Here is a 19,039-nt window from a genome sequence, read left to right on the forward strand (position 1 = left end):
TCCCAGCATTGGCGACGCAATCACCCGAAAATGGCTGGAATATTTCCGTGATAAGACCGGAGCGGTGCAAAAGTACGGGAAATAAGAAAGAACATATCAACGTATCTTGATAAAACGATATTTACATTTTCAACATCTGGTGCTACGTTGTAGACGCATGAAAAATTTGCGGGTAAACGGTCAGGAACAGTTTGAAGCACTGCTTCGGGAGCGCCATGTCATTATTGATGGCGCGATGGGCACGATGATCCAGTTTCTAAAGCTGGATGAGGCCGCGTATCGGGGTGAGCGGTTCAAAGGCTGGCACAAGGATCTCAAGGGCAACAATGATCTGCTGAATCTTACCCGGCCCGAGGTAATTCAGGACATCCACCGCCAGTACCTGGAGGCAGGGGCGGACCTGATTGAGAGCAACACGTTCAATGCCCAACGGATTTCGCTGGCGGATTACGGCATGGAATCCCTGGCCTACGAGTTGAATGTGGCCGGGGTGCGCTGTGCGCGCCAAGCCGCCGATGCCTGCATGGCGGCGCATCCCGGCCGCCGCTGCTTTGTGGCCGGGGCGCTGGGGCCGACGACCAAGACGGCCTCGATTGCCACCGATGTGCATAACGCCGCCGCGCGCGGGGTCTCCTATGATGAGCTGGTGGATGCCTATCTGGAACAGGCGCGCGGGTTGCTGGATGGCGGCGCGGATTTGTTCCTCGTGGAGACCATTTTCGATACGCTCAATGCCAAGGCGGCGTTTTTTGCCATAGAGAGGCTATTCGACGAACGCGGCCTGCGCCTGCCGTTGTTGGCCTCCGTGACGTTCATTCAGCCGGGCAGCAACCGCGGGGTGACGGGGCAAACGGTGGAAGCCTTTTTGACTTCGCTGGAGCACGTGCCGCTGCTGAGCATTGGCATGAACTGTGCGCTTGGACCCAAAGAGATGCGCCCGCTGATGGAAGAGCTGGCGACCCTGGCCCCGATGTATGTCAGTTGTTATCCGAACGCCGGCCTACCCAATCCGCTGTTGCCGACTGGGTTCCCCGAGACGCCGGAGACGTTGGCCCCGCAACTGGCGGAGTGGGCGCGCAACGGCTGGTTGAACATTGTCGGTGGCTGCTGCGGTACGACGCCAGAGCATATCCGGCAAATCGCCGCTGCCCTGCGGGGGCTTCCACCACGCGTGCCGAAACCCAGGGAGCCGTACCTGCGGTTGAGTGGTCTGGACGCGCTGGTCGTGCGGCCGGATAGCAATTTCCTGAACATTGGCGAACGCACGAATGTGACCGGCTCGCCCAAATTCGCCCGGCTCATCCTGGAAGGTAAATACGACGAGGCGCTGAGCATTGCACGCCAACAGGTGGAGAACGGGGCGCAGGTGATTGACGTGAACATGGACGAGGGCATGCTGGATTCCGAGAAGGCCATGGTGCATTTCCTGCACCTCGTGGTGTCGGAGCCGGAGATTGCCCGCGTGCCGATCATGATTGACAGTTCCAAGTGGAGCGTCATTGAGGCCGGGCTGAAATGCCTCCAGGGCAAGGGGGTGGTCAACTCCATCAGCCTCAAGGAAGGCGAGGCGAAATTCATTCAGCAAGCACGCCTGATCCGTCGCTACGGCGCGGCGGTGGTGGTGATGGCGTTTGATGAGCGCGGCCAGGCAGACACCCTGGAGCGCAAACGCGAGGTCTGCGCGCGTTCGTACAAGATTCTCACCGAGCAGGCCGGCTTCCCGCCGCAGGACATCATTTTCGATCCCAACGTATTGACGGTGGGCACGGGCATCGAGGAGCACGCAAATTACGGCGTGTATTTCATCGAGGCGACGCGCTGGATCAAGCAGAACCTGCCGTATGCCAAAGTCAGCGGCGGCATCAGCAATGTGTCGTTCAGTTTCCGGGGCAACAACGTGGTGCGCGAGGCCATGCACGCTGCGTTTTTGTATCACGCCGTCCAGGCCGGGTTGGACATGGGGATTGTCAATGCCGGCATGTTGGCGGTGTACGAAGAGGTGCCGCGCGATTTGCTGGAGAAGGTCGAGGATGTGCTGCTGAACCGGCGTCCGGACGCCACCGAGCGGCTGATTAAATTTGCGGAGTCTATCAAGCAAAAAGACAAGACCGAACAGGTGGCGGAAGACACCTGGCGCAGTGCCCCAGTCGAGGAGCGCCTGACTCACGCGTTGGTGAAAGGCATGGCGGATTTCGTCGAGCAGGACGTGGAGGAGGCCCGGCAGAAACTGGGGCGACCACTGGCCGTCATTGAAGGCCCGCTGATGGTCGGCATGAACGTGGTCGGCGATCTCTTTGGCTCCGGCCGCATGTTCCTGCCGCAAGTCGTCAAAAGCGCGCGGGTGATGAAAAAGGCGGTGGCCTATTTGATGCCATTCATGGAGGCGGAAAAAGTGGCGTCGGGCGTCAGCCGTGCCCAGGGCAAAGTGCTGCTTGCCACCGTCAAGGGCGACGTGCATGACATTGGCAAGAACATCGTCGGTGTGGTGCTGAGCTGCAATAATTACGAGGTGATTGATCTGGGCGTGATGGTGCCCTGTGAGAAGATTTTACAGACCGCCCGCGAACTCAAGGCGGACATCATCGGCTTGAGCGGTCTGATCACGCCCTCGCTGGATGAGATGGCGCACGTGGCGCGCGAGATGCAGCGCGAGGGTCTGAACGTGCCCCTGCTGATCGGCGGTGCCACGACCAGCAAGGCGCACACGGCCGTGAAGATCGCACCTCATTATCAAGGACCGGTGGTGTACGTGCTGGACGCCTCGCGCGCAGTGCCCGTGGTGGGCAGCCTGCACAACGCGGCCTCGCGCCCTGCATTTGTTCAGTCCATCAACGACGATTACGAGCGGTTGCGCGCGCAACACGCCGGCACTCAGAGCAAACTCATTTCTCTGGCCGAGGCGCGCCAACGCCGGACGCCGGTGGATTGGAGCGCGTACACGATTCCGCAGCCATCCTTTACCGGATTGCGACTGGTGAGTTCGGATGGCTTCCAGGTTCCCGGATTGCCGCATGAAACGGTCTCCCTAGCAGAACTCGCAGCGTATATCGATTGGTCGCCATTCTTCCATACGTGGGAATTGCGCGGCCGTTACCCGGCCATCTTCAACGATCCAACGGTGGGCGACAAAGCCCGTGAGCTGTTTGACGACGCGCAGAAATTATTGGCCACCCTCATGCGCGATGGCCACCTGGCTGCGCGCGGGGTGTACGGGTTTTTCCCGGCTAATAGCGTGGGCGATGACGTGGAATTGTACCGGGATGCGTCGCGTCGCGACGTGCTCACCCGCTTCCATTTCTTGCGGCAGCAACTGTCCAAGCCGGCGGACCAGTTCAATCATTGCCTGGCGGATTACGTGGCCCCGCTGGCCGGGACGAACCGGAACGATTACCTGGGTGTGTTCGCAGTGACCGCCGGGCACGGTCTGCACGAGATTGTGGCGCGATTCAAAGCGGACCACGACGACTACAATGCCATCATGGCAGAAGCACTGGCGGACCGGCTGGCAGAAGCGTTTGCCGAATACCTGCACCAGCGCGCCCGTCAGGAATGGGGTTTTGGCCAGGATGAAAAGCTCTCCCGGGAAGAGATGATCCGCGAGAAATATCGTGGCATTCGGCCCGCCGTCGGTTACCCGGCTTGCCCGGATCATAGCGAAAAGTTCACGCTCTGGAAGCTGCTCGACGCCGAGAAAAACAGCGGGATCAAGCTGACGGAAAGTGGCGCGATGTGGCCTGGCAGCAGCGTCAGCGGCCTGTATTTCTCGCATCCGGACTCCAAATATTTTGCGGTGGGCAAGCTGGATCGCGACCAGGTGGCGGAATACCATCTGCGCAAAGGCATGTCGCTGGCGGAGGTGGAACGCTGGCTGGGGCCGTACCTGAATTACGAACCGTCAGTGGCTGTCACCAGCCCGAAAGTCGGCTGCGGATGCGGGCAACCTCACTGAGGCTTGGGTAGTGTATCCAAGGCGCGCAAGCCCAGCGAAACCGCTGCCGACCACGGGAGTACTTTGAAATCGCCGTTGGCGAGCGCGTGTTCCATTTCGGCCCGGCTGAGCAGGAGCAGTTCTTGTTCTTCGAGGTCATCGGCCGTTTTGGTGCCGGTCGGGCGGGCGTGCCGGGCGAGGAAAAAGTGCGCGGTGCCTGCGCCCCGGTTGGCATCCACGGCGTAACTGCCCAGCGGCGTCCAATGATCCGCTTGATAGCCGGTTTCCTCCAGCAACTCGCGGCGGGCAGCAAATTCGGGCGCTTCGCCGGGTTCAACGAATCCGCCCATCGGTGCCAAAGAGACGCCTTGGATGGCATATTTGTTCTGCCGGAAACACAGGAATTTTCCCTCGGTGGTCTCGGCCAGGATGTTGACGTAATCTGGCGTAATGACCCAAGGCCAGTCGGTAATGACCCGGCCATCGGGCAACGCCACATCGTGCATTTCCAGCGTCAGGAAGCGCCCTTGCTGTAGTACCTTGCGGCGGGCCAGCGTTTTCCACGGTTGCATGGCGCTAGAATCCCAAACGGTCCAACCCGAGGCGGATGGTCTGCCACCAGCGCAAGGCGCGCGGTGCCCACCCCAGAAGGGTGCGCCAATGGCGAACCGCCACCATGCCGCCCACCACCGCCAGGCCGATCATCCAAGGGCGGCCCAGGGAGAACTTTCCAGCCAAGGATTCCACCCCCGAGGTTGCCTGCCGCTGCAACTGTGCCGCCTCAAACGCAATCAGTTGCCGCTGCAAGTCGCTTTGCAGCACCAGCATTTGTTTCAGCTCCTCAATTTCCTTTAGCCTTTGGGCCGGAGACATTCGGCGTCCTTCTGAAATTCGGCGATGGTTTGGGCGAACGGTTTGGGGCTGTTTTTAAGTTGGTGACGGATTCGCAGGAACAGCATTACCGCCAGGCCGACCAGCAGTGCGGCCGCCAACCCCAACCCGAGATAACCGGCGGTTTTCCAGAGCCACATGGCCAGGCAAACGGTGGCCATGACCAGCCCGGCCAACCCGACCGCCAAGGCGATGAGCAATCCCAGCAGCAAATCCAGCAGGCGCATCTTTTGCTCCTGGAGTTCCAGAGAGAATAAATGCAGCCGGTTGGCCACCAGGCCCAGGAACCGGCTGGCAATGCTTCTCAGCGCGGCAAAAATGCCGCCCCCACGTTCGCTGTCGTCCATGGCTTACTTTCTGCGAGCCAGGAGCACTCCAACCAGCAAACCGACGCCAAATGCAATTCCCATGGCTTGATAGGGATGCGTGCGGATGGCTTTATCGGTGGCTTTGGCGGCATCAATGGCTTTTTCTTCGATGCGGTGGCAGGTGTCCTTCGCCTTGTCCAGCGTGGCGATCAGGCGGCCACGTGCCGCCCGGGCTTTTTCCCCAAGCTTATCGGAGACTTCACCCGCTGTGACTTTGAGCAATTCTTCGGCATCCTGGGCGAGGATCCGCAAATCTTCCGCGACTTTTTCTTTTGAAGGTCCAGTTACGCTGTCTTGCATAGGGTTCCCTTTCGTTGGTAACAATTTATTCGGGTTTAATCTTCCCTTGTTTCCGGTTCCTGTCAAGGGTGGAATCTTGGGTTATTCTCCATTCCCATCGCCATCGCTCTTGCGCGGTGCCCATTGGCGCTGCACCTTTTGCGGCGGGGTGGTGTCCACCCGCACAAAGTAGGTGTCTTCACCGAACATCTCATCCACTTCCATCTGCAAATTACGGGAGGGGTTCACGCAAAATAATTCGTGTGCTTCAATGAACATTGGTTTTTCCTCAGGCATCATCAGGCAGAGGAAGAGCGGGCAGCGTCCAGGGTGACGCTGGATGATGGCCAAGGCCTGACGCAGACGTTCCTCAGTGAGGTGTGCGGTGTGCAACTTCAGGTGTACCTGCCTCGTGTAGCGGCGTGGCGCCTCGTCCAGTTTGAAGATTTCCTGCGGGAAAATCTTGGGTTTATCTTCGTCGTTATTGACTTCTCCAACCACCATGATGGCTTGGTTGAGAGTGAGCAGGGCGTGGTATTTATCGTAATTCTCGTTAAATACCAGCATGGTCATGGAACCATGCAAATCCTCCAGACCAACCATCATGTACGGTTTGTTGGTCTTCTTCGAGATGCCCGGTTGCACGCTGGTAACAAGGCCACCCAAGCGGGTGGGTTGCCGGGCGGTCACGGTTTTGGCCGTCTGTGAGTTGTGCAGGCAGTATTTTTCCAGAATGTCGGCATACGGAGTGAGCGGGTGGCCGGTCACGTAAAAGCCCAGCAGTTCCTTCTCAAAGGCGAGCAGCTCGTGTTGCGGCCATTCCTCCAGCTCGGGCAATTTCTCCGGTTGCTCCGCCGCGCGATCTTCGAGCATGCCGAAGAGGGTGTTTTGCCCGCGCTGCCGGTCTGAGACCACGCTGGCGGAGCGGGTCAGCACATGATCCATCCGCGCAAACTGGGTAGCCCGGTTCTGGCCGAAGTAATCACACGCGCCGCTCTTGATGAACGCTTCCAGCACTTTGCGGTTAATCGTGCGGCTGTCAACGCGCTCACACATGTCGAGCAGGGATTTGAACTTGCCGCCTTCCTCCCGCGCCTTAAGGATGATGCGTACCGCTGCCTCGCCAATGCCTTTGATCGCGGCGAGTCCGAACCGGATCGCCTTGCCATCGGGTGCGGGAGCAAAATAATCATCGCTCTCGTTGATGTCTGGCGGCAGGACTTCGATCTTAAACTGCCGCGCCTCCTCAATGAGGATGGACACCTTATCGTTGTCGCCCATGTCGTTCGTCAACATGGCGCAGAAGAATTCCACCGGGTAATTGGCCTTCAGGTAGGCCGTCTGATAGGCAACCACCGCATACGCCGCCGCGTGCGATTTATTGAAGCCGTACCCGGCAAAGTTCTGGAGCAGGTCGAAGATGGCATTGGCTTTATCCTTGGGAATATGGTTCAACGTGGCCGCGCCCTTGACGAAGGTGTCGCGGTGCTTCTCCATTTCCTCCACCTTCTTTTTGCCCATGGCGCGCCGCAACATATCCGCGCCGCCGAGCGTGTACCCGGCCAGCAACTGCGCTGCTTGCATCACCTGTTCCTGGTAAATCAATACCCCGTACGTTTCTTTGGAGATGGATTCCAGCAAGGGGTGATCATACGCAATTTTCACCTGACCATGGCGGCGCTTGATGAAGTCCGGGATCAAGTCCATCGGCCCGGGGCGGTAGAGTGAGATCAACGCCGTGATGTGTTCCACCGAGCCAATCTGGAACTTTCGGCACAAATCGCGCATTCCTCCGGATTCCAATTGGAACACGCCCACCGTGTTGCCCTTGTTGAGCAGATCGTAGGTGGCCGCATCGTTCAGCGGCAGATTCTGGATATCAATGTCGAGGCCTCGATGCTTCTTCACCAACTCGCAGGTGCGTCGGATGACCGTCAGCGTCTTAAGCCCCAGAAAGTCCATCTTCAACATGCCCAGGTCGCCGACGGGCCCCATCGCGTATTGGGTGACGATGGCGCCATCCTCGTCCTTCTTCAGCGGCAGTTGATTGTGCAGCGGTTCAGGGCCGATCACCACGCCGGCGGCATGCACCGAGGCGTTGCGCGTGATGTCTTCCAGCACGAATGCCGTGTCAAACAGCTCCTTGGTTTGCGGCTCGTTATCGTAAGCCTGCTTGAGTTCCGGCACGTCTTTGAGCGCCTTCTCCAACGTCATTTTCGCGTCCGTGGGAATCAGCTTGGAGAGGCGGTCGCAATCGCTGTAATTCAGGCCCATGACGCGGCCGACATCCCGCACCACGGATTTTGCGCCCATGGTGCCGAACGTGATGATCTGCGCGACGCATTCATCGCCATACGTCTGGCGCACATATTGAATGACGTCCGCCCGGCGGTCATCCGCAAAATCAATATCAATATCAGGCGGGTTGACGCGCTCGGGATTCAGAAACCGTTCGAACAGCAGCTCGTACCGGATGGGGTCCACGTTTGAGATGGTCAATAGATACGTGACTAGGGAACCGGCGGCGGAACCACGCGCTACGCAATCCACCCCGTGTTGCCGGCCATATTCCACGAAATCACCCACGATGAGGAAGTAATCCACAAAGTTGGTTTTCTCAATGACGGCCAGCTCCACATTCAAACGGTCCATCAACACCTTGAGCGCCTCCGCGACGACGGGATCCGTCAAGGCATTGGAAGCGGGACGCGCGATTTCGATGCCATTCTCCAGGGCTTTGCGAAGGGTCGGCAGGCGCAAGGGATATTCAATGCTTTCCGGGATGATCTCATTATCCTCGACTCGCGCCTGAAGCGTATAGCGCAGCTTAAGCCCTTCGACGGCTTTGTGCCGCAGTTGCAAGCCAGCGGGAATCTCGCGATGTTTAGGAAATACCGGGTAATGCAACTGCCCGAGCTTGATTTGCAGATTACATTTTTCCGCCACCTCCAGCGTATTGGTCACCGCCTCCGGTATGTCGGCAAACAGCGCCTTCATTTCCTCCGTCGAACGCAGATAAAACTGGCCTTCCTCATAGCGCATCCGCTTGGGGTCGGCGAGCATGGTTTGCGTGCCGATGCAGATCAGGCAATCGTGCGCGTGTGAATCGGACTGCTCCACGTAATGGACGTCATTCGTGGCCACCACCTTCAGTCCGAATTCCTTGGCCCATTGAATCAGATAACGGTTCACCTTGGCCTGCTCCGCGATGCCGTGGTTTTGCAGTTCCAGATAATAATTATCCGCGCCCATGACCTGCTTGAACCAATCCACCGTCGCGCGCGCCTTGTCCAGTTCCCCCTTCAAGATCAACTCCGGCACCTCGCCGGCGAGGCAGGCGGAAAGCACAATCAAACCCTCCCGATGCTTTTCCAGCATCTCTTTATCAATGCGGGGCTTGTAATAATACCCGTTCAGATGCGCATCCGAGACTAGCTTGACGAGGTTCTTATACCCGGCCTGATCCTTGGCCAACAGCACCAGGTGATTATAAACGTCCCGGCCACCGCTGGAAGTCTTCTTCTCCAACCTGCTGCCGGGCGCCACATACACCTCGCACCCGATGATCGGCTTGACGCCCGCCTCGCGCGCCGCCTTGTAAAAATCAACCGCCCCGTACATCACGCCATGATCCGTGATGGCGAGCGCGGGGAAATTCAGGGCATGGGACTTCTCCACCAGCCGGTCGAGGCGGCATGCCCCGTCCAGCAGTGAATACTCTGTGTGCAAATGCAGATGGACAAAGTCCGAATGCGTCATGGCAAAACTATGGAGCGTTGCCGCCTGCGGTCAAAGCAGAAAATGCAAAAATCCAACTTGGGTTATCATATCACGCACATGCTGCATCTTCGAGCCGGGGTTGCCACGATCAGACCGAGAAATACGGAACTGTTGCGTCAGAGTTGACGGGCTGGCGAACCGGCATTAGGCTCGCCGCATGATGCCATTTGTTCAATCAACCGGTTGCCAACTGTTCCTTGGTGGTCTGCTGGCCCTGGCGTGCGGTTCGACTGCGGCCGCGGACGGACCGGCGTTTGATTTGCGCCCCCAATGGGACACCAACGCGCCGCTCATCAACCCGCACAAGGGCTGGTATCACCATTATCCGGATAACCACATCGAAAAATATAAAATCGCGCAGGACAAGGATCTGCTCGAATTTCCGGGCATGGATCACGTGTATTTACGCCTGTCATGGGCGTACCTGGAGCCCATGGAGGGCCAGTTTGACTGGCCGGTGATTGACCGGATTATCGAGAAATGGACGGCGCATGGCCTGGGGATTGCCTTCCGCATCAGTTGCAAGGAGACCGGCACGGATCGCGTGGAGCAACAGTTCGCCACACCGAAATGGGTGATGCAGGCCGGTGCCAAGGGCGTCTATTATCGCATGGGCAAGGAGGTTGGCCCGGATGGCCCGTGGGAGCCGGATTTTGGCGATCCGATATTCCTCGAAAAGCTGGAGCATTTTCTCGCCGCGTTCGCCTCGCGTTATGATGGCAAACCCTGGCTGCGTTACGTGGATGTTGGCAGCATTGGCGATTGGGGCGAAGGCCACACCTGGGCCGGCAGCCGGAAGGAATGCGGGTTTGCGGTCCGGCAGCGACACCTGGACCTGCATCTGAAGTATTTCAAGAAGAGCCAGCTCGTGCTCTCCGATGATTATGTCTATGCGCTCACAAATCCCAAGGAGCGCCAGGCGGAGTGCGATTATGCGGTCGCGAACCGCATCAGTTTTCGCGACGACAGCATTCTGGTCAACAGCTACCTGCAAGGTCGCAGCGATCACTTCACCGTGCGCAGTCCGGAGTTTTTTGCCGCCGCGTATTTGCAGATGCCGACGGTGTTTGAGCTGGAACACTATGGCACGGTGAAGAAACAGGGCAACTGGGAGGCGCGCCCGGATTCTTCCGCGGCCAAATATGGCAAGGGCAAGAAGGGTCCGGAATATTTTCGCGGGGCCATGGGATTGCTGCATGCCACCTACATCGGTTATCATGGCTATGCCCACGAATGGCTCGCCGATAATCCGGAGTTGACCAAGGAACTGCTGAACCGGTGCGGCTACTGGTTCTTTCCTCATCGCCTCCGTTTCTCCGGGGCCTTGCGCGCGGGAGCCAGGCCGGTCATGGAAATGAATTGGGAGAATCGCGGAGTGGCCCCGGCTTACCGGCCGTATGAATTGCATGTGCGTTTGGAGGGGCCGCAGGTTTTCGAGCAGGTCGTGGATTCCGGCAACCAGCATTGGCTGCCGAAGGCGGCGGAGCCGTTCGTGGAAAAGTACCCGCTCAATCTGCCAGCCACGTTGAAGCCCGGTGCATACACGGTGAAGTTCAAGTTACATTCCCGCGAGGCCAGCCGGGATGTGTTCGTCGCTTTGCGGCCCGGCCTCCTGGACCAGGCAAACTACTATACCGCCGGTACGGTGACGGTCGGGCCGTAATTAGTGCGTTGGCGAAATGGTCAGCGCGCCTTCCACCTGTTTCACGCCCGGGCCTTGAACGACGGGTTGGCTCAGTTCCGGGCCGGGGGCGAGCAACTGATTGTCCTGGAGCAGGACGTGGTCGCACTGGGCGAGCCACACGGCGGCGTGGTTATCAATGCGATAGCGTTTGCCCGTGCTGTTGGGCGGCATGTGCAACAGGCGCACCAGGCGGTTGCTGCGAATCGTCACGTCCCGCGCGGAGCTGATGACGATGCCCGCGCCATTGCCGCCCTCAATCGTGTTGTTTTCGATGATGACCCGGCCATGCACTCCGGCGGGCCGCAACCCGCCATGGCCATCGTCGCCACCCATCACGGAAATGGCGCCGGCCTGGGGTGAATCGGGAAAGGGATTGAACATGTGCGCCTCGCGGATGAGGTTGTGGCGAATCACGATCTCGTCGATGCCCGCCGCCGCCTGGTGCGGCACCTCGGGAAGCACCGAGATGGCGAAGGGGCCCTCGATGCGGTTGCTCTCCACCAGACCCGAGGCCTTGATGAGAATGCGCCCCGAGCTGCGAACGGTGTTGTTGCGGAAGATGAACCCGTTCCCCTGGCGATCCAGATCGTACACGGAATCCCCCTCCTGCCATGGAACCTCGGCATCCACCGTCACCTGGCAGACATTGCCGCCGGGAAAGGCCGGGAGCAGATGCCAGTAACCCCACGGACCGGATTTGGCGAGGTGCTGCTCGATTGCGGGGGACAGGGCGGCGTCTTTACGCTTCAGCACCGTGCGGGAAACGACCCGCGCCACAGGGCCATTCAGTGAGGCCTGCAACCGATCGCCCGACTGCACGGCCATGGTGTCGCGCGCCGCGAGCAGCAAGGTGCGGCCTTCCCGTTTCACGATGACGTAATCGCTGCTTTGCACGCTCCAGGAATCGTCGCCCGCATCGCGAATCTCGCAACCTTCGGTGAGGACGCCTTGCCGGAGTGAACTGGTGAGGATGGCGTCGGCCTCCGTGCTGAGGATGCGCGGCTCGGTCGCTCCGGGCGGCGGTGGCCCGGGAACGACGCGGCAACCCAGGAACCGATGGTTGCCCTCGCCTCCCGAGGCGATGATGCCCATGCAATTGGAGGTGAAGACGGTGACATTCTGCAAGGTGATGTTGCCCGAATCTTCCACCGCCAGCGTGTGCGGCACCACGTTGTTGCCGTATCCCCCCATGGAGGCCAGGTCGCCCACCTGCGCGAAGGCTGCGGCGCTGCGGTTCTGTACCCGCACGATGCCACCGGGGCGCACTTCCGCTTTGCCGCCCCACATGAACGGTTTGTCCTGCTTGCGGTAGCGTGTCTGGCGATCCACGATATCCAGGCGGGTGTAGGGCTCGACGGGATAGCCGGCGTGAATCTTCACGTCCAGCCAACCCTCGGCGGGATTCACGGTGACGATCTCGCCTTGCGTGAAGGGCAACGGATCGTAATCAATTGTAAGCCCGCGCAGCGTCACGTTCGTGCAGCGGCTGATGTTCATGGCGCGCGTGGGGTGCTCGCAAATCATCGTCACGCCATCCGCGATGATCTCCAGGCCGGCTGCATTTCGCAGTTCCACGAGCACCCGTTCGCCCGGCTTCGGCACGCCGCGATAGATGCCCGGCGGAATCACCACCCGATTCGTTTTGGCGGTCACAGCCGCTTGCATGAGCTGGCGCAGTTCGACGATGGGATGAGCGGCGGCAATTGCCGCTGTTGCGCTGATTCCCTTGGCGAAGGGCAATAGCGCAAGGAGGGTTATGAGAATCCTGAGGATGTTCTGGCTGCCGATTGGAATTACCCTCATGGTCTGGCCTTCCACTGGTGGTACACATTCTTGAGAACTCCGGCGGCGGGTTTGAGCGTGCCGTCGGCGCGCACCAGGCCAAAGTGTGACTCGTTGGGGTTCTTGATCGGATAATCGTGCAGGCACCAGGCCAGTACCCCGGCCACCTGGTCTTTTTCCGCAGCGGTAAGCACGATCTGGTAGAGTCGGGCTTGTTCCGCCTCGGTGCCGGGGGCGTCGCTCAGCTTGCTGTGCAGTGACGGCTCAGCACCGAATTGGGGATCCCGCGCCGTGCTCATGCCGAATTCGCCAATGAGCAACGGCCGTGCGCCGCCCTTTTGACGATGCGTGGCGATGGGCAGGCTGATGCGCGCCGGGCCTTGCTTAAACAGCATGGTCTTGGGGCAATACTCATGGTATTGCAGCACATCCGGGAATCCGGTTTCCTTGAGCCGGTCGATGCGCCAGGTCAGGCCGATGGTGGTGGGATGATTGGTGTCCAGTTGGTGCGCCAGGGGGAGCGCTTCGCGAAGATAGGCGCGGGTGGCGTTGGTCCACTTGGCATCGTCATCCGGCTCGTTCATCAGATCCCAGAGCAGCACGCGGCCATCGTGGGCATGCGCCGAGATTATGGCGGTAAAGCCGCGTTTCCAGGCCGCGTCCGCGCCGGAGGTTGCCAGCCGCCGAGTGTCAAATTCCAGGCACACGATCAGACGGATGCCGTGACGCCAGGCGATGGCCAACAGTTGGTCGATTTTTTCCAGGTACGCGGGTGTTGGAGCACCGGAGTTATGCAACAGTCCCGCTTGCTCCAGCTTCGGGCTGAACTGCACAAACGTACGCACCGTGTTGATGCCGAGCGAGGCGGCCAGCGCCATGTCTTTCTCCCAGACCTCCGGCGGCGTTTTAGTCCAGAGACCGCCCCACGAGGTTTCGCGTGGATAATAATTCACACCGCGCACTGATAGCGGCGCAAGTTGCCGCACCATTTCCGCCGGGGCAGGGTTGGCGGCCTCCGCCAAGTTCGTTGCCATGAGCAGCAAGGGGATTCCCGCCGCGACGAGTCGCTGGCCGGCCAAGGTTATCAGTTGACGCTGGCGTTTCATGCAAAGTCGCAGCATGGGAAAATCCACGGGACAGTCAAGTCATTGTCGCTAGAAGGCGGATAAGCGCTTGACGGCGATGCGGGCGAAGGTACGCTCATGGACATGAGCCTTGACCAAAAGCAATGTGCCGTAGCCGCACGAATCGGGAAGACGAAACCAGCGCTGGTGAAAACACCGCTATTCATCTGCGCCTCCTTGTTCGCATTTCTTCTGCCCGTCGTAACCGAGGCCAAAGACTGGCCTGAATTTGCCGGTTCACACAGCAAGAACATGATGGCTGAAGGACAGCATCTCCCGGATTCGTTCGAGCCCGGCGAAAAGGATTCCGCAAAAGGGGAGATCATTGTTTCCACGGCCAAAAACGTCCAATGGGGAGTGCGTATCGGGGCGGTGACGTACTCGGCGCCGACGGTGGTGGGTGGCAAAATCTTCATTGGTACGGGTGAGACGGGCAAGGGCGTGCTCAAGTGCCTAGATGCCGCCACGGGCAAGCTGCTGTGGCAATACTCCGAACCGTATCGGAAGTTCCCCAGTGAGGTGGATCCCGGGTGGAAATTCATGTTGGGCCGCATTACGCCCAACCTGGGTATCTGCGCCACCCCCACTGTGGAGGGGGACCGTGTCTATGTTGTGAATCACCGTTGCCAGGTGATTTGCCTGGATGCCAACGGCGACACGAATGCGCCACCCGTTGCCTCCGCAAACGCAGCGGATACCAATGCCGCGCCCAATGTCCGGGGCGCGCGGGTGATCTGGACGTTTGATATGTGGGATTACGGCATTCGCCCGGCGGACGCCTGCAATGGCTCGCCGTTGATTGATGGGGATTTGCTTTATGTAAACACGTCCAACGGTACCGACCGCGACGCGCAGATTGCCTATGCTGACAATCGCAAAACGCCGGCGCCCACGGCTGCCAACCTGATTGTGCTCGAGAAAAAGACCGGCCGTCTGGTTGCACGGGACGATGCCGACTGCATTGGCACCAATATCATGCATGGCGAATGGTCCACGCCCTCCATGGGGGTGGTGAATGGACGCAAATTGATTTTCTACGGCGGAGGCGACGGCGTGTGCTACGCGTTCGAGGCGCTGTCGTCCGTGCCGGAACAACCGGTGAGATTGAAAACCGTCTGGTGGTTCGACTGCAATCCGCCGGAATACAAATCCTTCGGCGGGTTGGATTGGGCCTCGCATTACTCGCTGGGCGATAAGCGCCTCAAACAATCGCTCAATAAACAGAGCCTGAGCAGTTTTGTCGGCACGAGCGAAATTATAGCCAGCCCGGTTTTGTACCGGGACCGGATTTATGTCCCGATCGGGCGCGACCCGGAACACGGCCGGGGCAGGGGGGCGCTCTGGTGTATTGACGCGACCAAGACTGGCGATCTCACCAGTACCGGCAGGATTTGGAGTTACCAGGGGCTTGACCGCACCCTTTCCACGCCGGCGATTGTGGACGGATTACTCTACATCGGGGATGTTGCCGGACGGGTGCATTGTCTGGATGCTGAAACCGGCAAAGTGCAATGGGTGCATGAAACCGGTGAAACGTTGTGGGCGTCCACCTTCGTGGCTGATGGCAAAATCTATCTGCCCACGCTGCGCAGTCTATGGATTTTAAAAGCCGGCAAGGAATTCAATCAACTTGCCCGAATCAATCTGGGGGCGGCCATCTGGGCCTCGCCTGTGGCGGTGGACAACACCCTCTACATTTCCTCGAAAAACTACCTGTGGGCGGTGCGGGAAACCAAGCCCGGCAGCAAGTGAGCGCCACGGACGATCTGGAATGAACGGACCTACCGTGGGGGTGCATCTTGTTTGGCTGGGTGATTGTGGGTCCCGTTGTAGAAACATCGCCGTCTTCGCACGCTTTGGTTGACGCGGGGGGCAGTTGCCACTAGGTTTTGCGAATGACGATAACGTCGGCAAATCAGGCAGCAGGGAATCTATTTCCGGTGCGCCAACCGTTGGCCCCAGCGCGGTTGGACGCGCTGTCGCGTGAGATTGTGGCGCTGAAGCAGAAGTTAAACGCCGTCATCCTGGCGCATAATTATCAGGTGCCGGAAATCCAGGATGTGGCGGATTATGTGGGAGATTCACTGGGGCTCTCGCAGCAGGCCGCGCAGACCAACGCCGAGGTCATTGTCTTCTGTGGCGTGCATTTCATGGCGGAGACGGCCAAGATCTTGAGCCCCGGCAAAGTCGTGATCCTGCCGGATCGGGACGCGGGCTGTTCACTGGAGGAGAGTTGTCCGGCGGATAAGTTGCGCGCGTTGCAGGCGTCCAACCCCCGGTTTTATACAATTTCATACATCAATTGCAGCGCCGCCGTGAAAGCGTTGAGCGATGTGATCTGCACCAGCGGCAATGCGGTGAAGATTGTCAACGCCAGCCCGAAAGATCGCGATCTGCTGTTTGTGCCGGATGAAAATCTCGGTGCGTGGGTCATGGAGCAAACGGGGCGGCCCATGACGCTCTGGAAGGGCAATTGCTACGTCCACGTGGAATGGACGCATGCGGCCATCATGCGCATCCGGCAGCAGTTTCCCGACGCGCCGGTCGTGGCGCATCCGGAATGCCCCAAGGCGGTGCGGCTGCTGGCGGACGAGGTTTGTTCGACGGAGAAGATGGTGTCGTATTGCAAGCAGAGTCCCGCCCGGCAGATCATTATCGCCACGGAGGCCGGCATGTTGCATCGCCTTAAAAAGGAGTGTCCCGGCAAGGAGTTCATTGCGGCGCCGACGGAGAATTGCCGTTGCAATGAGTGCAAGTACATGAAGCTGAATACGCTCGAAAAGTTGTACGATTGCATGGAAAATCTTTCGCCCCGGCTGGAACTGAGCGAGGAGATTATTCGCCGTTCCCGCGCTCCGATTGAGCGGATGCTCGAGGTTTCCGCGCAAACGATGCCGGCGTGAGCCTTTGACGTGGCACCATTACACTGTCTTGCGCTTGCGGAAACTCGTGGAATGGCGTACCGGTAGGTCATGCGCATTTACTTTGTTCGCCATGCAGAGGCGGAAGACGGTTTCGATGACGCGGCCCGGCAGTTGACCGATAAGGGCCGCAAGCAGGCCCGGCTGATCGGGCGGTTCCTGGCGAATGCGGGAATTGAATTCGACACGGCATTCAGCAGTCCACTCGTCCGTGCAGTCGAGACCGCCAAACTGATTTTGCCCCTCACCAACCAACCCGGTCGCCCCCTGCTGGCAATCACCCAGCAGTTGCTCAACGAGGTCGCGCCCCGCGTATTTGACGCCTGGCTACGCAGCCAGGCAGAGCACGAGCACATCCTGCTCGTGGGGCATAACCCCTCCATGACCGAACAGGTGGCGAGACTGTTGGGGATGCAATCCCCCTTTTCCGTCAACCTTGCCAAGGGCGCGTTGGCGATGGTGGAATGGGAGCCACCAACCCCTGCCACCTTGAAGTTATTTATTTCACCCAAGGTTTTGCGCTAGCGGCAGACCCAGCTTCTGCATAAATTTTATCAGCACGCTCAAGAGACCAATCCCGTGTTGCGCCGCCAATGGGCGCGCATTGAGGCGGCCTTTGATGTCGAAGTGCTGATCAATTACAGAAGGCCGTTGCCGCCGCGCTCCAACTCCTGCACATCCCGGCGGGCGATCCACAGCGGGATCAGGCCGAAAATGCCGAATAAACAATCAATCACGCGCCACCCGAGGGGAATCCCCCGCAACGAGCCAAAGCCCAGCGCCCAGGGAATGATCAGGACGCACGCGATCATGCCAAAATCAAACAGCCAGCGGTTGCGCACCGGATCGCGCAGGGCACCCACAAACGCGATGGCAATCACCACGTGCCCGAACGCCAGCCAATCGTAGCCGTACGAAAGAAATGGATAATGCGTATTGGTCGCGTGCAACGCCTGGTACACATGGCCGATCCAGGCGGCTAAGCCGGACACCGGGACCGCGCTGGGCGCGGACACTCCCAGCCCACGGGCGACCCAGGCCAACTCGGTTTCCAACGGGATCGCCGTCAGGCCGGCCACCGCCAACCCCAGGATCATGATCCAGGTCATCCAGCAAATCCGCCGCCGGAGCAATTGTTCGCGCGCATGCATATCTTGCCGATGCGGAAACCATACGCACGCGCCGGGTGAAGTCAATCGCGTGGCAAGCGGGATTTGCTTTTGCCAGCGAATCCGTGCCCGACATTAGCATTCAAACCGTCGTGTGCTGTGCAACGGCGAATGAGCCAATTCGGATTGCGGAATGCGGGTCGTACGGGAGAAGTGCACCATTTTTGGAGTACGGCGGCAAGGCGGGGCGAAGGGGCCGCGACGCCGTTTTGGATTAGCGCGCCCAAGCCATGGGTTTTCACGACCCATTCGCGCCACGGAGCCTGCGGGATTAAAATTCAGCAGGTTTCCGCTCATGCATGGGTCCTCATCCAAAGCGGTGTCGCCTGCCGTCCCTATTCCCCCGGCAGTTGCCACCGCACTCCAAAATTTCCGGCGTCCCAATTGCCGCAACCGCGTTCAGGGCGGCTGGGTTTGGGGTTCCAATCCCGAATGGGATTGGCAGAATTTAGCCGGAGTGGTCATGAGGGGAACGGGGCATGACCTCTGGAAAGCCGCCCAATAAACCCAACTGCATCCCGGAAGTGGTGCCAGAGTTTACTTTAACGCCTGCCGTTAAAGTTGGGTTTGGGGCATTTTTGGCGATTTTTGAGGTTTGAAGCTAGATTTTTAGATAAATCGCTATTGATGAGTGTGTTGCAGATGGTAAAGCCGATGGTTTTGGTGCTAAGGCCTGTGTTTTTTGTCGTAAAGCATGTGTCTTTTCAAAAATAACACATGCTTTTTCACGCCGAATACATATCCCGGCCCGCCAGACACATATCCGAGACCGCCAGACACATACTTTTCTTGCCGGATACATATCCCGGACCGCCGGATACATACTTTTTCTCGCCAGACCACATACTCCAGAGCGCCGGACACACACTTTTTTCCACCGAACACATACTTCACTCGCCGGATACATATCGCGCACCGCCGGATACATGTTTTTTCCCGTTGGACACATACTTTTCCTTGCCGGATACATGTCGTAGAGCGACGGACACATACTTTTTCCCGTTGGACACATATCCCAGAGCGCCGGATACATGTAATGTATGATTGAGCGTAGGGGCTTCTTCAAAACGGGCGACGACGTAACAATCATCGTCAACTGGCGGGTAACTCCGA

At 59.0% G+C, this 19,039-nt stretch carries 13 protein-coding genes; 5 read left to right on the forward strand and 8 right to left on the reverse strand.

The features are described 5' to 3' along the window. The first annotated feature begins 157 nt into the window (after positions 1-157). A complete protein-coding gene (metH, locus tag WCO56_16595; GenBank protein ID MEI7731195.1) occupies positions 158-3,949 on the forward strand; it encodes a methionine synthase in 3,792 nt (1,263 codons plus the stop codon). Here the strand turns inward: metH and WCO56_16600 are convergent. From WCO56_16600 to WCO56_16620, 5 genes are all read right to left on the reverse strand, one after another. Continuing rightward, a complete protein-coding gene (locus WCO56_16600; GenBank protein MEI7731196.1) occupies positions 3,943-4,500 on the reverse strand; it encodes an NUDIX hydrolase in 558 nt (185 codons plus the stop codon). The genes metH and WCO56_16600 overlap by 7 nt on opposite strands. A 4-nt stretch (positions 4,501-4,504) precedes the next feature. Continuing rightward, on the reverse strand, positions 4,505-4,801 hold the full coding sequence (locus WCO56_16605; protein ID MEI7731197.1) for a hypothetical protein: 297 nt from the start codon (positions 4,799-4,801) through the stop codon (positions 4,505-4,507). Next, the gene (locus WCO56_16610) at positions 4,780-5,166 is read right to left on the reverse strand and encodes a phage holin family protein (GenBank protein MEI7731198.1); all 387 of its coding nucleotides are present in this window, start codon (positions 5,164-5,166) and stop codon (positions 4,780-4,782) included. Before WCO56_16610 ends, WCO56_16605 begins: the two co-directional genes overlap by 22 nt. 3 nt (positions 5,167-5,169) lie before the next feature. Next, the gene (locus tag WCO56_16615) at positions 5,170-5,487 is read right to left on the reverse strand and encodes a DUF883 family protein (protein ID MEI7731199.1); all 318 of its coding nucleotides are present in this window, start codon (positions 5,485-5,487) and stop codon (positions 5,170-5,172) included. An 81-nt stretch (positions 5,488-5,568) separates the two neighbouring features. Continuing rightward, positions 5,569-9,225: a DNA polymerase III subunit alpha gene (locus WCO56_16620; GenBank protein MEI7731200.1), complete on the reverse strand. Its 3,657-nt coding sequence runs from the start codon at positions 9,223-9,225 to the stop codon at positions 5,569-5,571. 178 nt (positions 9,226-9,403) lie between these two features. Here WCO56_16620 and WCO56_16625 point away from each other — a divergent pair, with 178 nt between their 5' ends. Next, positions 9,404-10,909: a DUF4832 domain-containing protein gene (locus WCO56_16625; protein MEI7731201.1), complete on the forward strand. Its 1,506-nt coding sequence runs from the start codon at positions 9,404-9,406 to the stop codon at positions 10,907-10,909. Here WCO56_16625 and WCO56_16630 read toward each other — a convergent pair whose 3' ends face one another. Together WCO56_16630 and WCO56_16635 are read right to left on the reverse strand one after the other, a co-directional pair. After that, positions 10,910-12,733, reverse strand: coding sequence for a right-handed parallel beta-helix repeat-containing protein (locus WCO56_16630; protein ID MEI7731202.1), 1,824 nt, complete (start codon positions 12,731-12,733; stop codon positions 10,910-10,912). It lies immediately after the preceding gene. Further along, positions 12,730-13,818, reverse strand: coding sequence for a cellulase family glycosylhydrolase (locus WCO56_16635; protein MEI7731203.1), 1,089 nt, complete (start codon positions 13,816-13,818; stop codon positions 12,730-12,732). Before WCO56_16635 ends, WCO56_16630 begins: the two co-directional genes overlap by 4 nt. Positions 13,819-13,983: 165 nt before the next feature. On the opposite strand from WCO56_16635, the gene WCO56_16640 reads away from it, so the two are divergent. From WCO56_16640 to sixA, 3 genes are all read left to right on the forward strand, one after another. After that, positions 13,984-15,588, forward strand: a complete 1,605-nt coding sequence (locus tag WCO56_16640; protein MEI7731204.1) for a PQQ-binding-like beta-propeller repeat protein — start codon at positions 13,984-13,986, stop codon at positions 15,586-15,588. A gap of 143 nt (positions 15,589-15,731) precedes the next feature. Beyond that, positions 15,732-16,739, forward strand: a complete 1,008-nt coding sequence (gene nadA, locus WCO56_16645) for a quinolinate synthase NadA (protein MEI7731205.1) — start codon at positions 15,732-15,734, stop codon at positions 16,737-16,739. Positions 16,740-16,808: 69 nt separating this feature from the next. Further along, positions 16,809-17,282 carry a phosphohistidine phosphatase SixA gene (gene sixA / locus WCO56_16650; GenBank protein ID MEI7731206.1) on the forward strand — a complete coding sequence of 158 codons (474 nt, stop codon included), beginning with the start codon at positions 16,809-16,811 and terminating at the stop codon, positions 17,280-17,282. A 113-nt stretch (positions 17,283-17,395) separates the two neighbouring features. Here the strand turns inward: sixA and WCO56_16655 are convergent, their stop codons facing one another. Further along, a complete protein-coding gene (locus tag WCO56_16655; GenBank protein MEI7731207.1) occupies positions 17,396-17,908 on the reverse strand; it encodes a hypothetical protein in 513 nt (170 codons plus the stop codon). Positions 17,909-19,039: the final 1,131 nt, after the last annotated feature.

This window comes from Verrucomicrobiota bacterium (assembly GCA_037139415.1).
Classification (GTDB): Bacteria; Verrucomicrobiota; Verrucomicrobiia; order Limisphaerales; family Fontisphaeraceae; genus JBAXGN01.

Bases quoted from the DNA above. Each gene is read 5' to 3' on its own strand.
- metH (MEI7731195.1), top strand. From the start codon at position 158: ATGAAAAATTTGCGGGTAAACGGTCAGGAACAGTTTGAAGCACTGCTT.
- WCO56_16600 (MEI7731196.1), bottom strand. From the start codon at position 4,500: ATGCAACCGTGGAAAACGCTGGCCCGCCGCAAGGTACTACAGCAAGGG.
- WCO56_16605 (MEI7731197.1), bottom strand. From the start codon at position 4,801: ATGTCTCCGGCCCAAAGGCTAAAGGAAATTGAGGAGCTGAAACAAATG.
- WCO56_16610 (MEI7731198.1), bottom strand. From the start codon at position 5,166: ATGGACGACAGCGAACGTGGGGGCGGCATTTTTGCCGCGCTGAGAAGC.
- WCO56_16615 (MEI7731199.1), bottom strand. From the start codon at position 5,487: ATGCAAGACAGCGTAACTGGACCTTCAAAAGAAAAAGTCGCGGAAGAT.
- WCO56_16620 (MEI7731200.1), bottom strand. From the start codon at position 9,225: ATGACGCATTCGGACTTTGTCCATCTGCATTTGCACACAGAGTATTCA.
- WCO56_16625 (MEI7731201.1), top strand. From the start codon at position 9,404: ATGATGCCATTTGTTCAATCAACCGGTTGCCAACTGTTCCTTGGTGGT.
- WCO56_16630 (MEI7731202.1), bottom strand. From the start codon at position 12,733: ATGAGGGTAATTCCAATCGGCAGCCAGAACATCCTCAGGATTCTCATA.
- WCO56_16635 (MEI7731203.1), bottom strand. From the start codon at position 13,818: ATGAAACGCCAGCGTCAACTGATAACCTTGGCCGGCCAGCGACTCGTC.
- nadA (MEI7731205.1), top strand. From the start codon at position 15,732: ATGACGATAACGTCGGCAAATCAGGCAGCAGGGAATCTATTTCCGGTG.
- sixA (MEI7731206.1), top strand. From the start codon at position 16,809: ATGCGCATTTACTTTGTTCGCCATGCAGAGGCGGAAGACGGTTTCGAT.
- WCO56_16655 (MEI7731207.1), bottom strand. From the start codon at position 17,908: ATGCATGCGCGCGAACAATTGCTCCGGCGGCGGATTTGCTGGATGACC.